The following is an 18731-nucleotide window of genomic DNA, read 5'->3' as shown; positions in this document are numbered from 1 at the left end:
GTGCGCGCGACCAGCTGTCGGCCGCCGGCGGCGTACCGTTCGCAGGACCGGAGCCGTTCGGATCGGCCGCCGGCCGCGGAAATCCGCGGCCTGCGAGCCGCGCCCCGAGGACCGGTCCTGCGTACGGTACGCGTCATACCGGGTCAAGCCTGTGCAGCGGGACCGGCGGGCGGGCAGACTGGGACGCATGAGTCGAGCAGGACAGCCCGCTGAAGCTTCCGACCTCATCGACATCGATGAGCTGATCGCCGCGTACTACGACGTCGTACCCGATCCCGCCGCTCCCGAGCAGCGCGTCGTGTTCGGAACGAGCGGGCACCGCGGCTCCTCCCTGTCGGGAAGCTTCAACGAGACCCACATCCTCGCCACGACCCAGGCGATCGTGGACTACCGCCGGGCGCAGGGCATCGAGGGGCCGCTCTTCCTCGGCCGCGACACCCACGGTCTCTCCCTGCCCGCCGAGCGGAGCGCGATCGAGGTGCTCGTGGCGAACGGCATCGACGTCCGCGTCGACGCCCGCGACTCGTGGGTGCCCACGCCGGCACTCAGTCACGCCATCCTGACCTACAACCGCGGGCGGGATGCCGCCGACCCGGGCCGCGCGGACGGCATCGTCGTGACGCCCAGCCACAACCCGCCGCGCGACGGCGGGTTCAAGTACAACCCGCCGAACGGCGGACCGGCCGACACGGACGCCACCGGCTGGATCGCGGACCGCGCGAACGAGCTCATCGCGGCCCGCCTCGAGGGCGTCGAGCGCACGCCCTTCAAGGACCTCGACGGCGACACCCTCGGCCAGTACGACTTCCGTGACGCCTACGTCCGCGACCTCGCGACCATCATCGACGTCGACGCGATCCGCTCGGCCGGCGTGCGCATCGGCGCCGACCCGCTGGGCGGCGCGTCGGTCGAGTACTGGGCGCTCATCGCCGAGGTGCACGGCCTCGACCTGACCGTCGTGAACCCCGACGTCGACCCGACGTGGAAGTTCATGACCCTCGACTGGGACGAGAAGATCCGCATGGATCCGTCGTCGCCGTCGGCCATGGCCGGGCTCATCGGCCGCCGCCACGAGTACGACATCCTCACCGGCAACGACGCCGACGCCGACCGGCACGGCATCGTCACCCCCGACGCCGGGCTGATGAACCCCAACCACTACCTGGCCGTCGCGATCGACTATCTCTACTCGCATCGTCCGGAATGGCCGACGGATGCCGCGATCGGCAAGACCCTCGTCAGCTCGATGATCATCGACCGCGTGGCCGGGTCGCTGGGCCGCGCCCTGCTCGAGGTGCCGGTCGGGTTCAAGTGGTTCGTCCCCGGGCTCCTGGACGGCTCCGTCGCCTTCGGAGGCGAGGAGTCGGCGGGCGCGTCGTTCCTCCGCAAGGACGGCACTGTCTGGACGACCGACAAGGACGGCATCCTGCTCTGCCTCCTCGCCGCCGAGATCCTCGCGGTGACGGGCAAGACCCCGTCGCAGCGCTACGCGGAGCTCGAGGCCGAGTTCGGTGCGTCGGCGTATCAGCGCGTCGACGCCCCGGCCTCCGCCGCGCAGAAGGCGGCGCTGGCGAAGCTGGCGCCCGAGTCGGTGTCGGCGACCGAGCTCGCCGGCGAGCCGATCACCGCCAAGCTCTCGCACGCGCCGGGCAACGGCGCCGCGATCGGCGGGCTCAAGGTGCAGACCGAGCACGCGTGGTTCGCCGCGCGGCCGTCGGGCACCGAGGATGTGTACAAGCTCTACGCCGAGTCGCTGCGCGGTCCCGAGCACCTGGCGCAGGTGCAGGCCGAGGCGCGCGAGGTGGTGGCCGCTGCCATCGCCGGCGCCTGACGCCGGGCCGCTCCCCGGACGGAACGTCGCCGGGCCGCCCCGCGGCGAGCGCCCACGACCGCAGGGGCCGCCTCCGCGAGGCGCCCCCGGACACGAGAACGCGCGAACCCCCATGCCGGAGCATGGGGGTTCGCGCGTTCTGCGGGCCTTCGGACGTGCGCCCGCGGGCGGACCGTCGCAGCAGGTGTCAGCGCGTGACGCCGCGGCGGCGCGTAACGGCCACGTAGATGCCGAGGACGATGATCGCGCCGATGATCGAGCCGATGATGCCCGACGGCTGCAGGAAGCCGCCGTTGGGGTCGGCGCCGAAGATCAGGAAGCCGAGGAAGCCGCCGACGAACGAGCCGACGATGCCGAGCACGATCGTCATGAGTATCCCGATGCTCTGCTTGCCGGGGATGACGGCGCGAGCGATGAGACCGGCGATGAGGCCGATGAGGATGAGTCCGAGGATTGTCCAGAGCATTTGATCTCTCTCCTTTTCTCGTGGACGCTGCGGGGGGTTGCGGCGTCTCGTGTGAGATGACGAAGACGCTACAGCGACTGTCGACCCTCCTGTGAGAATGCGGATACCCCTACCCATCCGCGTCTGCGAACGCTACAATCGCCGGCCGCCGCGTCGGGGGAAGCGTTTTCCGTCATCCTGCGCCACAATGGAGGACGTGCCCGATTTCCTCCTCCACCTCGATGAAACCTCCCTGACCGTCACTGCCGCAGGCGTGGACATCGCCCGCTATGCGTTCGACCCGGGCGGACCCGCGGCCGAAGGCCCGAAGCCCTTCTTCCACCCCGTGCGCGCGCTGGACGGCGCACCGCTGACCGCGTACCGGCCGTGGGACCACCGCTGGCACAAGGGGCTGCAGTTCACGTGGACGCACGTGTCGGGGCAGAACTTCTGGGGCGGCAACACGTACCGACCGGAGCAGGGCGACTACGTCCTTCTCGACAACGTCGGCCGCATCCGCCACGACGGCTTCACGTCGGTACGCGATGCCGGATCCGAGGCGTCCTTCAGCGAGGACCTGACCTGGATCACGCAGGCCGGCCACGAGTGGCTCAGCGAGGTGCGCACGCATCGCTTCCACAGCCTCGACGAGGGTCGGGGCATCTGGGCGCTCGACTTCGCCACGACGCTGCGCAACGTCGCCGACCAGGACCTCGAGTTCGGCAGCCCGACGACGCAGGGCCGGCCGAACGCCGGCTACACCGGCTATGCGATCCGGATGCCGCGCGCCTGGACGGGCGCCCGGGTGCTGGCTGCGGGCCTCGCCGACGACGCCGGGGCCGACGCCGTGATGGGCCGCGTGGCCGAATGGGTCGCCTTCTCGGGTGAGCACGACGAGGTCGACGGCGGCGGCACGGTGCTCGCGTTCGCCGGCACGTCCACGGGCGGCCCCGCCATCCGCTGGTTCGTGCGCAGCGAGCCGTTCCCGATCGTCGCACCGTCGCCCTCGTTCGACGAGCACATCGTGCTCGCGCCGGGCGAGGAGCTGGCCCTGCGCCATCGGCACGTGTTCGGCGCCCGGATCTGGACCCCCGAGCAGACGCGTGCCCTCGCGGAGGAGTTCGCGCTCTGACGATCGCCGGGCGCCCTCGCACGGCGCCCCGCGAGCGGCCCACCGCTCGGGTGGCTCAGAGGGCGATGGGGACGCGGCTGGTGAGCAGTCCGGCGTCGGCGAGGAATCGCTCGAGCGCGGTGGTGGCGACGCCCGTCGCGACCGAGTTGCGGCTGATGGTCGAGACCTCCAGCTCGAGCTCGCGGGCCGACCACCCCGGGGACTGCTCGCGCAGGTGCATCCCCGTCGCGGGGAGGAGCTTGTCGGCCAGCGCCCAGACCGTCCAGCCGGTGAGCACGACGGCCTCGGGGTTCACGATCGCGACGAGATCGGCGATCGCCGAGCCGAGGTAGTACGCGGTGCGCTCGATCGTCTCGGTCACGGCGGGATCCGGATCGGCACTGTCGGCCGCGCGCGCGAGGGCGGCGATGAAGTCGCTCTGGTCGAGCACCACCAGGGCGTGGTCGGGCGCGAGCTCCCGGAGCGTCTGCTGGATGCCGGGCACACCGAGGTAGGCCTCCACGCAGCCGTGACGCCCGCAGCGGCACCGGCGGCCGTCGAGCACCAGCAGCGAATGCCCCCACTCCCCCGCAGAGTTCGTCGCGCCGCGCAGGATGCGCCGCTCGAGCACGATGCCCGCGCCGACGCCGGTGCCGAGGTTGATCGTCACGAGGCTGGAGCTGTAGCGGCCGCGACCGAGCCACAGCTCGGCCGTCGTCATCGCCTTCAGCGGGTTGTCGATCACCAGCGGCAGTCCCACGCGCTCGCGGAGCCGGTCGAACTCCAGCTGATGCCACGACCATTTCGGCACCACGACCGACACCGACGTGGGACCCTGCACGAGGCCGGGCAGCGACACGCCGACGCCCAGCACGTCGGAGCGCGCGATGCCGGCCTCGGCGATGACGCGCTCCAGCGCCGTGCCGATCCCCTCGACCACCGAATCCGGGTCGAGCACGTGCTCGTCGCGCACCACCTGCGCGTGGGCGATCTCGACCAGCGCGGCGTCGAACAGGACAGCGCGGATGTACGTCTCGGCCACGTCGATGCCGATGACGCGACCGCGCGCGCCGTTCATCGCGAGGGTCGCGGTGGGGCGGCCGATGCGGCCGGCGGTGGTCTTCGTCTCGACGACGAACCCCCCGGCCATCAGCTCGCCCACGACCGTGGCGATCGTGGCGGCGCTGAGCCCCGTCAGCTGGGCGAGCTCGTTGCGCGTCGTCTCACCGGCCGACAGCACCGCGTGGAGGACGTCGAGGCGCGAATCGCTCCGGATGTCGCGCGACGTCCGTCGAAGCACCCCCATGCTCACCTCTGCACCCTGGCGGCCGCCGACGCCGGAACGCCCGGATCGGATGGGCTGCGACTCGGATCTGGCCAGTATGTCACGCCCCCTGCACCACCAGGGCGCCGTCGAGGCCCGGGCTGCTGAGCCGGACCGAAGCACCCTCGGAGGCACGCACGAACACCACCAGCCGGCCGTCCAGCGTGCGCCGCGCGGCGCTGTCGTAGGGGGTGTCGTCAGCGAGGTCGCCGTTCTCGATGCCCAGGAGCTCCCCACCTTCGACCGCCACCTCGATGACGCTGTCATCGCAGGCGACGCCGTCGTTGGCGTCGCGGAGCACGCATTCGATCTGGACGATGCCCTCCAGCGCGATTCCGGCGCGCCGGCACGCGTCGGCGACGTCGGCGGGAGGCTCCCAGACCGCGGCGGCGATCGCCACGGCCTCGCCGCGCGCGCGCAGCTCGTCCCGCGCGACGACGCGACCGTCGCGCCACGACTCCAGCACGAGCGGCTCGTCCCGGGGATCGGTCACCGCCGCCCACCAGCCGTGCTCGTCGTCGCGCTCGAGCGGTATCCGCTCGCCGCCGCTCGAGAGCGAGAGCTCGTCTCCGTTCGCGAACGCGAGCACCTCGAGCTCGCCTGGGACCGCGGCATCCCACGTCCGGGATACCGGGTGGGTCCAGAACGAGCGCTCCTCGTCGCCGGTGTGAGGGCGGGTGACGAGGTAGGCAACCGGGTCGTCCGCCCACCAGCTGCGCCGCAGGTGCCACGTGTGCTTCTCGTGGCCGGCCAGCGTCAGCAGCCCCGCACCGGAGCCGCGCACGGGCCAGCCGCGGGCCTCGCCGAGGTAGTCGATCCCGGTCCAGAGGAACTGGCCCGCGACGAAGTCGTGACGCGTCACCGGCAGCCATTGCGCATAGCCGTGCCCGTTCTCGCTGCCCAGCAGCGGCTTGTCAGGGAACCGCGCGTGATCGGCCTCGTAGAGGTGCTCCTTGTAGTTGTAGCCGACGACGTCCAGGTCGTCGAGGAGGCCCGTGCGGCTCGACAGCTCGGGGAACGCGGCGGCGAGCGTCACCGGACGCGACGGGTCCGCGCGCCGCACGATGCCGGCCAGCCGCCGCGCGATCGTGGTGAGCCGCCGCACATCGGGCCGGCTGGCGTCGTACAGGCGCTCGGCGGCGGGCTTGTTCGCGTCGTTGTTGCCGGTCATCTCGGCGAACAGCGGGCTCGCGTAGGGGTCGTTCGGGTAGTCGACCTCGTTGCCGATGCTCCACGCGATGACCGACGGGTGGTGGCGGTGCGCCTCGATCATCGCGACGAGGTCGCGCTCATGCCACTCGAGGAAGTCCTTCGCGTAGCCCTCGTGGCGCGGCGGATAGACGTTGTGGCCCTGCCACCACTTGTTCTTCGGGTTCTCCCACTCGTCGAACGCCTCGTCGACGACGTAGAAGCCCAGCAGGTCGCACAGCGCGTACAGCTCGGGCGCGTGCGGGTTGTGGGCCATGCGCACCGCGTTGCAGCCCATCCGCTTGAGCGACAGCAGCCGGCGCACCCAGACCGCGGCGGGCACGGCGGTGCCGAGGCATCCGGCGTCCTCGTGGAGGCAGACCCCTCGCAGCACCCGCGGCTGCCCGTTGATGGAGAACCCGCGGTCGGCGTCGAAGGCGAAGGTGCGGATGCCGGTGACGAGGTCGTACGACGCACGGCGCTCCGCGCCGTCCCCCCGCCACTCCAGCGTCGTCGTCAGCCGGTGCAGCGCAGGGTCGTCGTCGGACCACAGCTCGGGGTCGGGGAGGACGGCCTCGAGGGCGATCTCGGCGGAGTCGCCGGCGGGCACCTGCGCCTCGGCTCCGAAGCGGTGGACGCGATCCGTCGTCAGCGAGCGCAGCTCGTGGAGCACGCGCACGGCCACGGCCTCGTCGCCGTCGTTGCAGACCGTCTGGCCGATGCGCAGCGTCGCGGTCGCGGCATCCGCCGACACTGTCGTGACCGACGTGCCGTGCTCGCGCAGCCGCACCCGCTCGTGCACCTGCAGCTCGACGCCTCGGGTGATGCCAGAGCCGTTGTACCAGCGGGAGTCCGAGATGTCGGTGTGGTCGACGCGCACGCTCACCACGAGGTCGTCGTCGGGCGCGTAGGAGAGGATCTCGGTCAGGTCGAAGGAGAACGGCGCGTAGCCCGAGGGTCGACCGCCCACGTGGTAGCCGTTGACCCAGACGTCGGCGTTCTTGTACACGCCGTGGAACGCCAGCCGCACATGCTGGTCGGCCTGTGCGGCGAGCTCGCGCAGCGAGACATGGGCGCGGTACCAGCCGACACCGCCGGGCAGGTAGCCGGTGCCGCTGGAGTGCGCTGCCGAGAACGGCTGCTCGACGCTCCAGTCGTGGGGGACGCGCACGGCACGCCACCCCGAGTCGTCGTAGCGCTTGGCACGGGCGCCGGCGTCGTCGGCGAGCGCGAACGACCAGCGTTCGAGCGGGAGGGTGCGCATGGTGGGTCAGTCCTGTTCCGGGGAGTGGGCGGCGGGCATCGGGGCGTAGCGCGCGAAGACGCGCGCGAAGAGCAGGGCGCCCAGGTAGGCGAGGCCGGCGAAGCCGATGAACAGCCACAGCAGCCCGTAGCCGGTCGCCTGGGGCGAGAAGATCGTGACGACAGCGGCGAGGAAGGTCAGCACGAGGACCGCGAGCGGGGCGAGCGGATGCCGCAGCGACAGCAGCCGCGCATTGCGCAGGACCTCACCCAGCGTGCCCTCGAAGCTCGCCAGGTAGGGGAAGACGTACAGCGCGGCCATGGCGGCGAGGAAGGCGAGCGCGTACCAGACCGCCAGCAGTGCGAACTGCGCGACGGGCGCGGTGACCAGCTCGGTCACCACGAGATACCAGGCGGCGAGCGCGGCGGCGAACGCCCCGACGACGAGTCCGGCGAGCGTCGCCTGCCGGAAGTTCTGCCGGAACGACCGAAGGTAGTCCCCCACGATCGTCCGGTCGGTGTCGGAGGCGATGCGCAGCGTGACGAAGTTGAGCGCCGTCAGCGACGCGCCGAGGGTAACGATCGGCAGCGACGTCACGATGAAGAGGACGTTGAGGATCATCAGATCGGCGATCCGCGTGAGGAACCGCATCAGCGCTGAGTCGGGCGCGAAGATGCTGCTCATGTGTTCTGCCTTCCTCGCAGAGCGATCGTGTGGGATGCCGGGCGGGCCCGCGGGCGCGCGGGCCCGCCCGGACGGGGGACGAGGACGATCAGTCGAGGCCGCCCGCGTCGGCCCATTCCTGGACCTGGCGCTCCAGTTCGGCGCGCGCGTCCTCGAACCCGACGTCGGCGAGCTTCTGCCGCATCTCGGCGACCGCGGCCTCCGGGTCCTCGAACTTGCCGTACTGCAGCTGCGGGATGTACTCCGACAGCACTCCGCTGACGGCTGCGAGCGTCGAGTCCAGCGGCGTCTTGTCGACCACGAAGGTCGAGTACGGGTAGTCCTTGGCCACCGCCGAGAGCTCGTCGTAGATCTCCTGCTTGTTCGGCGCGTCGGTCACCTTGTCCGGCTCGAACTCGTCCATGCGTCCGGCCCAGAAGTTGGAGCCGAGCGAATCGGTCGACGGGTCGTAGCCCTCCGGGTACCCGAGCTTGCCGTCCTCGGTCATGACGTAGTCCGTGCCCTCGATGCCGAAGTTGAGCAGGCCGTAGTTCTCCTCGTCGTTGCGGAGCAGGTCGTAGACCTCGAGAGCCTTCTCGGGGTGCTTGGAGTTCGCGCTGACCGCCATCGCCCCGTGCGTCTTGATGTCCTTGAAGAAGTTGCCGTTCTCCTGGCCCCACGAGAACATCCGCGGGTCGGAGCCGGGCTGCTTCTCGTTCATGTTGTAGACGATCTGCGTCACGAACGTCTGCGTGTGGTGCTGGTCGGCGCCCGTCAGCCCGGCGTAGAGCGACTCGCGCGTGTCGCCGTCGTAGTTGAGCGCGTCCTCCCGCCACACGCCGATGTCGTTCCACTCCTTCGCGAGCTCCGCGGCCTCGATCAGATCGTCGCCCTCGGTGTACCAGGAGGTCACGCTCGTGGGGTCGGACTCCGACGTCTGGAACGGGAAGTAGTTGCCCGCGGTCACCTGCTGGATGGTCTGCAGGTCGGTGTGGCCCTGGAGGTAGCCGGTCAGCGCCGACTCGTTCGCGCCGACCACGTCCCAGGGGTAGACATCGGGCTTGTTGTCCTTGATCCACTGGAAGTAGGTGGTGAAGTCCTCGAACTGCGTGATCTCGCCGTCCGCGAAGCCGGCCTCGGTGGCCCAGTCGCCCCGGTAGAAGAAGCCGTGGTTCGTGTACTGGGTGTAGTTGTCCTCGGGGATGAAGTAGATGCTGCCGTCGAGCTTGGTCAGCTCCCAGTCGCCGTCGGCGTCGACCTGCTCCCATGTCTTGGGCGCGTGCTCCTTGAGCATCTCCTCGGTGAGCGGCAGGAAGGCGCCCTTCTCGGCGTTCTCCCACGCGAAGAGCCAGTCGGTCGCGGTGGTGATGAGGTCGACGTTGTCGTCGCCCGAGAGCAGCTGCAGGTTGTACTGCGTCTGCCAGTCGGCCCATTCGACGTAGAAGAGGTCGAGCGTGGCGTTCGCCTGCTCGACGAGGTTCTCGTTGAGCTTCTCGAGCATCGCCTCGAGCCGCCCGTTGGTGGGCTTGTTGCCCAGCACGAGCATGGTGATCTCCGTGGGCTTGTCGGGGTCGTCCTGGCTGTCGGCTGTGCAGCCGGCGAGCGCGGCCGTGGCGAGGCCGAGGGCGGCGAGTCCCGCCGCGCCCTTGATCAGGCGGTGTGTCATGTGAGGCTCCTTCGACTCATTTCTTGGAGGGGGTGCGGGATGCCGCGCCGGTGGGCGGCATCCCTCGTCGCGGTCCGCGCGGGGGCGGACCGCTGATCGTCAGCGGGGAGTTCAGCCCTTCACGGCGCCGACGGTGATGCCGCTGACGAAGTACCGCTGGACGTAGGGGTAGGCGAGCAGGATCGGGCCCGTCGCGATGACCGCGCTCGCCATCTGGAGGGTGTTGCTGGGCAGTTCGGCGATGCTGACGTTCGCGCCCGCGACGGAGGTGCGCAGAGCGTTGGCCGTGTTGATCACGTTGTAGAGGTAGTACTGCAGCGGTTTGAACTCGACGGTGCTGCCGAGATAGAGCGAGGACAGATACCACTCGTTCCAGTAGCCGAGGGCGAGGAACAGTCCGACCGTCGCGAGCGCGGGCTTCATCATCGGCAGCGACAGCTGCCAGAAGATCCGGAAGTCGCCCGCCCCGTCGACCTTGCCCGACTCGACGATCTCGTACGGGACGGTGCGCATGAAGTTCTTCATCAGGATGATGAGCCACGGCGTCATCAGCAGCGGCAGCCAGACGGCGAGGTAGCTGCCGCGCAGGCCGAGCGTGCGGCTGATCCAGAGGAACGTGGGTGCGAGTCCTGCCGAGAACAGGGTCGTGAAGTAGATGAAGAACGTGATCTGGTTGCGGAAGCGGAAATCCTGCCGGTAGAGCGCGTACCCCGTCATCGCGATGATGAGGAGGCCGACCGCGGTACCGGTCACCGTCATCGTGACGGTGACGATGTACGAGCCGATCACCTGCTGCGGGGCGGCGAAGATGTACTCGTACGCCGTGAAGGTGAACCCCTTCGGCAGCAGCCCGAACCCGGTCTTCATGATCTCGTCCTCGCTCGAGAGCGACGCCGACAGGATCAGCACGAAGGGCAGCAGGCAGAACAGCGAGAACAGCGAGATGAAGACGTACGAGATGCCGCGGAGCACGTAGTCGCTGCGCGAGAGGCGGACCGGCCGAGCGCGGTTGGATGCCGTCCACCAGCGCCGTTTGCCGGGGGCCGTCGTGAGCGTCTCGGTCACCGAGGGCAGCAGCAGATCAGAAGAGGGCATAGTCCTTGTTCATCTTTCGGACGATCCAGTTCGCCAGCAGGACGATGGCGAAGCCGAACAGGGATTGATACAGGCCGACGGCGGTGGACGTGGTGAAGTTGTTCTGCGACATGACCATCCGGTAGACGGAGGTCTCGATGATGTCGGTGGTCTGGAAGAGGGCGGCGTTGTTGCCCACGAGGTTCCAGAACAGCCCGAAGTTGCCGTGCATGATCCCGCCGAGCGAGAACAGCAGGAGGATGATGAAGGTCGGCTTCAGGCTCGGCAGGATCACGTAGCGGATGCGCTGCCACGCCGAGGCGCCGTCGATCGCCGCCGCCTCGAAGAGCCCCTTGTCGATGCCCATGATCGCCGCGAAGTAGACGATCGATCCGTAGCCGGTGCTCTGCCACAGGAAGACGATGATGATGATGAGCGGCCAGGCGCCGGCCATGCTGTAGATCTTGATCGGGTCGCCGCCGGTCTGCTCGATGAGCGTGTTGAGCGCACCGGTGTCGTAGTTGAGCAGGTTGAAGGCGATGACGCCGACCAGGACCACCGAGATGAAGTACGGCAGGAACATCACGCCCTGCGTGATCTTCTTGAAGAACTTCAGGCGCACCTCGTTGAACATGATCGCGATGGCGATCTGGAGCACGTTGCCCACCACGATGAACGCGAGGTTGTACAGGATCGTGTTGCGGGTGAGCACCCACAGCTGGCCGGACTTGATGAGGAACTCGAAGTTCTGGAACCCCACGAACGGGCTGCCGAAGACGCCGTCGGTGTAGTTGAAGTTCGTGAACGCGATCCACACGCCGGGCAGCGGGCCGTAGCTGAACACGAGGAAGAACAGCACCGCCGGCACGCACATGAGCAGGAGCATCCTGCTGTCCTTGACGTGCCGCCAGAACGATCGGCGACGGCGCGGCGGCGTGTCGTCGGGCCACGCCGGGGCGGGCGGCGCGCTCTCTTGCCGTGCTTCCAGTACAGACATCCTCCGCCTCTCTGCGGTGGGCCGGGCATCGACGCCGACACCAGGAATGAGGATAAAACTAACCCTCGAAGAAACTTCGGCCAGAGTATGGTGAGGGGCATTCCGAGCACAAGCCCCAATTTGTCCGGACATGAAAAAGCCCCGGACCGGCGGTGTTTCCGCGGTCCGGGGCGAGGACTGCCCGAGCTCTAGCCGCCGTCGGCGATCTCGAGTGAGGCGTCTGTCCGGAGATCCCACGCCGAGGGTCCAGCGGCGATCGTGTACGAGCCCGGCTGCACCCGAAGGGCACCCTGATGGAGCCAGTCGTCGACGGCGCCGGGCAGGCGCACGGCGTCGTCCCATACGGCCAGGCGCCCGGGCGAGAACGAGAGCTCGACCTCCCGCACCTCACCCGGGGAGAGGACGACGCGCCGGTAGGCGACGAGGAGCCGGCGCGGCGCCGCCAGGGCGAGGTCATCGGCCGGGAGCGCGTAGAGCTGCACGAGTTCCTCCGCAGCCCGCTCCCCCGCGTTGCGCACCCGCACGACGGCGCGGACGGCGGCCTCGCCGGGCCGCGGCTCGAAGGACGGATGCCGGTGGGTCGGCGGCGGCGCCGCGGTCGCGGCATCCGACAGCTCGACGCGCTCGTAGACCACCTCGGTGTAGGTGAGGCCGTGACCGAAGGCGAACGTCGGCTCCTCGGCCTGATGCCGGTACGTGGCCCCCTGCCGGAGCGTGTCGTAGTCGAACAGGTCACCGGCCTGCGCCTCGGTCGCGGGCCAGGTCTGCGACAGCCGGCCCGACGGCTCGCGGTCGCCCGAGAGCACGTCGATCACCCCGTGCCCGAGCTCCTGCCCGCCGTGGCTCGACCACACGACGGTCTCGGCATCGACGCCGGCCAGGACGTACGGGTAGCTCGAGACGATCGTGAGCACCGCGCGGGGGTTCGCCTCGCGGGCGACGCGCCACAGCTCTGCCCACGCCTCCGGCAGTCGCAGGTGGGGGCGGTCCTCGGTCTCGCGCCCGTTGAGGTGCGGGTCGTTGCCGACGGCGACGATGACGGCGTCCGCCGCCGCAGCCGCCTCGGCCACCGCCTCCGCGCCGGACCGGATGACGCGCACGCCGAACCGCTCCGCCTGCTCGAGCGTGACCGCCTCGGCGGCGAGCAGGCCCGAGTCGCGGAACACCCGCACCCAGCGACCCGATCCGAGGTGCAGCAGCGACCACGTCCCGTCGGCGTGGACGTGCCGGCGGAAGCTCTCCTGCACGACCCACTCGCCCACCCGTGCCGCGTCGGCCCGCATCGGCCACTTCCCGCCGGTGAGGAGCAGACCGCTCGCGTGGGAGCGGAGGGTCAGGATGCCGTCGCCCCAGTCGGTCACGTCGAACAGCGCGTCCGCGCCGGCGGCGGCGCCTGCCGCCTCGACGACCGATCCCTCTGCGTCCGTCACGACGTAGCGGCCGGTCGAGACCGCGCGGAGCGCGACCGTGTCGGCTCCCGTGACGACCTCGGCCTCGCTGAAGCGCTCGGTCGCCGCCGCACCGATCCCGACCGCGTACGGCGGCGTGCCGGCGTACCAGTCGGTGAGCACCAGGTCGGCGAGGTTGCCGACCACCGCGACCCGTGAGGCCCGGGAGAGCGGCAGGACGCCGGCGTCGTTCCGCAGCACGACGACCGAGCGCACCACCGCCTCCCGGGCCAGCTCGCGCGCACCCGGCGCGTCGATCGCGTCGGCGCCGATGCCCCCATAGGGGTCGGCGTCGCCGTCGAACTCGCCGGTGCGGATCCTCAGCTCCAGCAGGCGCAGCGCCGCCTGGTCGATGTCGTCCGTCGAGAGCAGGCCCTGGGCGAGGGCGTCGCGCAGGTAACCGATCGTCGGCGCCGCGTCCGCGTCGTTGTCGGTGAACGAGTCCAGCCCGGAGCGCACGAGGGCGGCCGCGGCATGGACGTGGTCGGGCTGCGCGCGCTGCGTGGTGACGAGGAAGGTCGGGGCCCCGGCATCCGACACCACCGCGATCGACTCGTCCGCCCAGGACCGCGCCTCGGCGACCAGCTCGGGCTGCGTGTGCGCGGGGACGCCGTTCACCCGGTTGTAGGCGAGCATCATGCCGCCCGCAGCGCCCGCCTCGATCGCGCCGCGGAAGGCGGGCAGCTCCTCCTCGTGGAGGGTGCGCAGCGACATCTCGGACGACGTCGTCGAGCGGTCCGTCTCGTTGCTGTAGCCGAGGAAGTGCTTGAGCGCCGGGACGGTGCGCCACACGCGCGGATGGTTCCCGCGCAGGCCCCGGGAGTACGCCGTGCCGAAGACAGCGGTCACGTGCGGGTCCTCGGAGTAGCCCTCCTCGTTGCGCCCCCACCCCGGGTGGCGCAGCGTGTTGACGACGGGCGCCCACACGTTGAGGCTCACCAGCGGGTTCTCGGCGCGCTTCGCGCGCACCTCGACCCCCGCCACCTCCCCCACCCGCTCGAGCAGGTCGGTGTCCCATGTCGCGGCGAGTCCGACCGACTGGGGGAACACCGTCGCCCGGCCGAGCCACGCGGCGCCATGGAGCGCTTCGCAGCCCGTGCGCCACTCGGCCACGCCGAGCCGCTCGATCGCGGGGGCCGCCTGATGCAGCATCGCGAGGCGCTCGTCCGGCGTCAGCCGATCCAGGAGGTCGCGCGCCCGCGCCGCCAGGGGCTGGTCGACCTGCCGGAACAGCGGCTGTCCGCCGGCCATGTCCGCCGCAGGCCGCGGGGCCGCGGCCGCCGGATCGAGTGGGCGCTCTGCGCCCGTATCGAGATCATCCGTCATCGTCTCGGTCATCGCTGGTCCTCCTCGATCTCGATCCGGAGCTCGCCGGATGCCTCGGTCCGGGCGATCCGGTCGCCCGTCTGCAGCGCCCACGGCGCGCGCGCGTCGTCCGACGACGCGATGATCGCCGCGCCCTCGCGACGGACCCGGAAGGTCGTCGCCGGTGCTCCATCGTGCCCGGGCACGGTCGTGACGGCGTCGTAGCCGTCGGGGAGCCGGAAGCAGCGCAGCGTCACGCCGTCCGCCCAGTCGTAGTCGGGGCGGTCCTCGACGGCGCCGATCGGCAGCACCGTCCCCGGCCGCACCCGCAGCGGCACCGAGTCGTAGCCGTGCGACTCGGTCACCCACCGGCGTCCGTCGGCGACGGAGCCGTCGAGCAGCGACGTCCACTCCCCGTCGGGCAGGTAGTACTCCACCGATCCGTCGGCGGTGAGCACCGGCGCCACCAGCAGCGCGTCACCCAGCATGTACTGGCAGTCGGCGTCGAAGCCGGTGCGGTCGCCGGGGAACTCCAGCACCATCGGGCGCATCATCGGCGTGCCGTCGGTGTGCGCCTCCTCCGCGACGCGGGCGAGATAGGGCATGAGACTCATCTTCAGGCGGGTGAACTCCCGCGCGACGTCGACGGCCTCGTCGTCGAAGGCCCACGGCACCCGGACCGACGACGAGCCGTGCAGGCGGGAGTGCGACGACAGCAGGCCGAACGCGAGCCACCGCTTGAACAGCCCGGGGTCGGGCGTCCCCTCGAAGCCGCCGATGTCGTGGCTCCAGTATCCGAAGCCCGACATCGCCAGCGACAGCCCGCCGCGCAGCGACTCGGCCATCGAGAGGAAGGTGGAGTCGTTGTCGCCGCCCCAGTGCACCGGGAACTGCTGCGAGCCCGCGGTCGCCGAGCGGGCGAACACGACCGCGTCGCCGACGCCGCGGTGCTGCTCGAGGGCGCGGAACACCACCTCGTTGTACAGCTTCGCGTAGTAGTTGTGCATGCGGTGCGGGTCCGACCCGTCGTGCCACGCGACGCCCTCGACGGGGATCCGCTCGCCGAAGTCGGTCTTGAACGCGTCGACGCCCTGGTCGAGCAGGCCCTGGAGCTTGCCGACGTACCACTGGGCGGCATCGGGGTTCGTGAAGTCGACGAGCGCCATGCCCGCCTGCCACATGTCCCACTGCCAGACGCTGCCGTCGGTGCGCTTGAGGAGGTAGCCCCGGTCGGCCGCCTCGCGGAACAGCGCCGAGCGCTGCGCGATGTACGGGTTGATCCACACCGACACGTGGACGCCCCGCTCGTGCATGCGGGCGATCTGGCCGACGGGATCGTGGAAGGCGCGGGAGTCCCACTCGAAGTCGGTCCACTGGTACTCGCGCATCCAGAAGCAGTCGTAGTGGAACACCGACAGCGGGATGTCGCGCTCGGCCATGCCGTCGACGAAGGCGCTGACGGTGTCCTCGTCATAGCTGGCGGTGAACGACGTCGTCAGCCACAGCCCGAACGACCACGCGGGCACGCGGGCGGGACGCCCGGTGAGGGCGGTGTAGCGGCGCAGCACGTCCTTCGGCTCGGGGCCGGCGATCACGTAGTACTCCAGCGACTCGCCCTCGACCGAGAACTGCACGCGCGAGTTGACCTCGCTGGCGACCTCGAAGGAGACATTGGCGGGGTTGTCGACGAACACGCCGTAACCGCGGCTCGTGAGGTAGAGCGGCACGTTCTTGTACGACTGCTCGCTGGAGGTGCCGCCGTCGGCGTTCCAGGTGTCGACGACCTGGCCGTTCTTGACGAAGGCGCCGAACCGCTCGCCGAGCCCGTAGACGCGCTCGCCGGGCTCGATGGTCAGCTGCTGGTGCACCCACGTGGGCTGGGTTCCCCCGGCGGCCGTGCCCGCCGTCCCCGCGGTGCCGGCCGTGCCCGGGGTGCAGTACGTGCCCGTCGTGTCGGTGAAGTGGCCGATGGAACGCGGCAGCGAGCTGGTGAGCACGCGGCCGTCGCTCTCGAAGTCGACCCGCCACTGCCCCGCCGACTTCACCACGCGCACCCGCAGCGGGCCGGAGTCGAGGATGCCGCCCTCGCCGTCGATCGAGACCTCGGGGCGGAAGCCGTCTTGCCCTGTCACCTCGAAGTCCGGACCCCGGCGCACCGCGCCGGCGTGCCGCTCGAGCCGCACCTTGACCACGCCCGGGGCCGGGGCCGAGAACGTGACCGTGAGCATCGGCCGGTTCAGCGTGTCGCCGCGGTCGCGGATGACGGCCGTCGGCGCGTAGACGGTCATGGTCCCCGCCGCCTCGTCGTGGCGGATGTCGTCGACCTCGACCGCGTAGAGCGGGGCGAGCCCGGGCCTGGTGAGCCAATAGCCATCGGTGAACTTCACTCTGCGTGCCTTTCGATGAGCACCATGGCGGCGCCGGGGGCCAGTGCGACCCGCCCCTCGACGTCCGCGTCGGTCAGGAGATCCCGGCGCCGGCCGGGCACGGTGACGTGCTGCGCCTGGTCGCCGTGGTTGAGGAGGAAGAGAGCCGCCCCGCGGCGGACGGCTTCGACGCCGTCCGGCAGCACACGCTCGGGAAGCACGCCGGTCACGTCGGCGGCGTCGAGCGCGTCGTCGAGCACGGCGGAGAGCGTGTCGTCCGCGACGAGGGCGCCGAGATACCATGCGATGCCGGCGCCGACGCGATGCCGCGTGACGGCGGGCGCCCCCGTGAGGTGGCCGGAGGCGAAGCGCGCCAGGACGTCGGCACCCTCGGCGCGGAGCCGCTCGCCCAGCACGCCGGCCTCCGGCGTCGCGGGTGCGGAGTCCCAGTGGGGCTCCGCGGTGAGCGGGGTGGGGTCGTCCGGCAGGCCGACCCACTCCTCGCCGCTCACGCCGACGAGGTCGCGCAGGAGCACGGGCGACCGCCCGGTGAGCACCCCCGCGTTCGCATCGGCGACGCCGGAGAAGGGGCCGACGACGAGGCTCGCGCCCGCCTCGACCGCCCGGCGCAGGGCGGTCGCGGCATCCGTCTCGACGATGTAGGAGTGCGGTACGAGCACGACGCGGTAGGCCGACAGGTCCGCACCCGGGCGCACCAGGTCGACCGCGATCCCGCGGCGCCACAGCGCCCGGTGCCAGCGCTGCACCTGCTCGAGCGTGCGCAGGCGCTCGGTGGGACGTGCCGGCTCCTCCGCCGCCCACCACGAAGGCCAGTCGAACAGGACGGCGACGGATGCCTCCACCCGCTCGCCCACGACGGGCCGGAGCCTGCGCAGGTCGGCGCCGAGCGCGATCGCGCCCCGGAAGACGTCGGTGTCGGCGCCGGCGTGCGGCACGAGGGCGGAGTGGAAGCGCTCGGCGCCGGTGCGCGCCTGCCGCCACTGGAAGAAGCAGATCGCGTCGGCCCCGCGCGCGACGGCCTGCAGCGAGTCCAGGCGGGCGCGCTGCGCCGTCTTGGGGAGGTTGTGCGCACGCCAGGACGTCGCGCTCACCGACTGCTCCATCAGCACCCAGGGGCTTCCGGCGCCGAGGGAGCGCATGAGGTCCTGCACGAGGGCGATGTCGGAGGAGGCTGTGGCCGAACCGTGGTCGGGGTACTGGTCGTCGGCGACGACGTCGACCTCGTCCGCCCACTCCCACAGGTCGGTGAGCGGCTCGAAGCCCATGAAGTTCGTGGTGATGGGCTGCTCGGCACCGGTGGCCCGGATGGCGTCGCGCTGCTCGGCGTACACGCGCTGCAGCGCCCACGACGTGTAGCGCCGGAAGTCGAGCGACTGCGCGGGGTTGACGAGGTACGGCATGCGCCGCGGCGGCAGGATCTCGTCGAAGTCGCGATAGCGCTGCGCCCACACCAGCGTGCCCCACGCGTCGTTGAGCGCGTCGATGGTGCCGTACCGCTCGCGCAGCCAGAGCCGGAACTCGCGGGCCGCCTCATCTCCGAAGTCGATCTGGCCGAACTCGTTCCCGACGTGCCACATGCGCACCGCCGGGTGCGCGACGTAGCGCTCGGCCAGCGCGGTCGCGATGGACCGGGCGTGCTCGCGGTAGACGCGCGAGGCGGGGGTGAACTGGTTGCGGGAGCCCGCGACGAGCCGCACCCCGTCGGGGTTCACCGGCAGCGTTTCGGGGTGGAGCACGCCCAGCCATGGCGGCGGCGACGCCGTCGGGGTCGCCAGGTCCACCGCGATGCCGTGCGCGTGGAGGATGTCGAGCACCTCGTCGAGCCAGGCGAAGTCCCGCTCCCCCGGCGACGGCTCCAGGCGGGCCCAGCTGAAGACGCCCACGGTGACGAGATTCACCCCGGCGCGCACCATCAGCTCGGCGTCCTCGCGCCACACCTCGCGCGGCCACTGCTCCGGGTTGTAGTCGCCGCCGAAGCAGATGCCGAGATCGCCGGTGAGCTGCGACAGGGCGTCGGCGCGGCGCGGGAGCGGGGTGCGGGCCATGGCG

Annotated in this window: 12 protein-coding genes; 2 read left to right on the top strand and 10 right to left on the bottom strand. The window is 70.8% G+C overall.

Annotation, left to right across the window (positions count from 1 at the left end):
- Window positions 1–187: 187 nt before the first annotated feature.
- Entirely contained in the window at window positions 188–1831 is a 1644-nt protein-coding gene (gene pgm, locus V6R91_RS05530) for a phosphoglucomutase (alpha-D-glucose-1,6-bisphosphate-dependent) (RefSeq protein WP_336394580.1), read from the top strand.
- Between the two features lie 187 nt (window positions 1832–2018).
- On the opposite strand, the gene V6R91_RS05525 is transcribed toward pgm, so the two are convergent.
- Window positions 2019–2297: a GlsB/YeaQ/YmgE family stress response membrane protein gene (locus V6R91_RS05525; RefSeq protein ID WP_336394579.1), complete on the bottom strand. Its 279-nt coding sequence runs from the start codon at window positions 2295–2297 to the stop codon at window positions 2019–2021.
- Between the two features lie 196 nt (window positions 2298–2493).
- On the opposite strand from V6R91_RS05525, the gene V6R91_RS05520 reads away from it, so the two are divergent.
- Window positions 2494–3408: a PmoA family protein gene (locus tag V6R91_RS05520; RefSeq protein WP_336394578.1), complete on the top strand. Its 915-nt coding sequence runs from the start codon at window positions 2494–2496 to the stop codon at window positions 3406–3408.
- A gap of 55 nt (window positions 3409–3463) precedes the next feature.
- Here V6R91_RS05520 and V6R91_RS05515 read toward each other — a convergent pair whose 3' ends face one another.
- The 9 genes from V6R91_RS05515 to V6R91_RS05475 all read right to left on the bottom strand — a co-directional run bounded on the left by V6R91_RS05515 (window position 3464) and on the right by V6R91_RS05475 (window position 18727).
- Entirely contained in the window at window positions 3464–4693 is a 1230-nt protein-coding gene (locus V6R91_RS05515; protein WP_336395049.1) for an ROK family transcriptional regulator, read from the bottom strand.
- A gap of 79 nt (window positions 4694–4772) precedes the next feature.
- Window positions 4773–7163 carry a glycoside hydrolase family 2 TIM barrel-domain containing protein gene (locus V6R91_RS05510; RefSeq protein WP_336394577.1) on the bottom strand — a complete coding sequence of 797 codons (2391 nt, stop codon included), beginning with the start codon at window positions 7161–7163 and terminating at the stop codon, window positions 4773–4775.
- 6 nt (window positions 7164–7169) lie between these two features.
- Window positions 7170–7826, bottom strand: a complete 657-nt coding sequence (locus V6R91_RS05505; RefSeq protein WP_336394576.1) for a YesL family protein — start codon at window positions 7824–7826, stop codon at window positions 7170–7172.
- A gap of 88 nt (window positions 7827–7914) precedes the next feature.
- Window positions 7915–9471: an ABC transporter substrate-binding protein gene (locus V6R91_RS05500; RefSeq protein ID WP_336394575.1), complete on the bottom strand. Its 1557-nt coding sequence runs from the start codon at window positions 9469–9471 to the stop codon at window positions 7915–7917.
- A 111-nt stretch (window positions 9472–9582) separates the two neighbouring features.
- The gene (locus V6R91_RS05495) at window positions 9583–10566 is read right to left on the bottom strand and encodes a carbohydrate ABC transporter permease (RefSeq protein ID WP_336394574.1); all 984 of its coding nucleotides are present in this window, start codon (window positions 10564–10566) and stop codon (window positions 9583–9585) included.
- Complete coding sequence (locus V6R91_RS05490; RefSeq protein ID WP_336394573.1) at window positions 10553–11431, bottom strand: ABC transporter permease; 879 nt, start codon at window positions 11429–11431, stop codon at window positions 10553–10555. Before V6R91_RS05490 ends, V6R91_RS05495 begins: the two co-directional genes overlap by 14 nt.
- A gap of 299 nt (window positions 11432–11730) precedes the next feature.
- Complete coding sequence (locus tag V6R91_RS05485) at window positions 11731–14328, bottom strand: glycoside hydrolase family 3 C-terminal domain-containing protein (RefSeq protein WP_336394572.1); 2598 nt, start codon at window positions 14326–14328, stop codon at window positions 11731–11733.
- On the bottom strand, window positions 14325–16682 hold the full coding sequence (gene yicI, locus V6R91_RS05480; protein WP_336394571.1) for an alpha-xylosidase: 2358 nt from the start codon (window positions 16680–16682) through the stop codon (window positions 14325–14327). Before yicI ends, V6R91_RS05485 begins: the two co-directional genes overlap by 4 nt.
- Window positions 16679–18727: a beta-galactosidase gene (locus tag V6R91_RS05475; RefSeq protein ID WP_336394570.1), complete on the bottom strand. Its 2049-nt coding sequence runs from the start codon at window positions 18725–18727 to the stop codon at window positions 16679–16681. The genes yicI and V6R91_RS05475 overlap by 4 nt, the downstream gene beginning before the upstream one ends.
- Between the last annotated feature and the right edge of the window lie 4 nt (window positions 18728–18731).

The organism is Microbacterium sp. CCNWLW41, from assembly GCF_037083505.1.
This window is presented reverse-complemented; position numbering and strand designations above follow the sequence as displayed.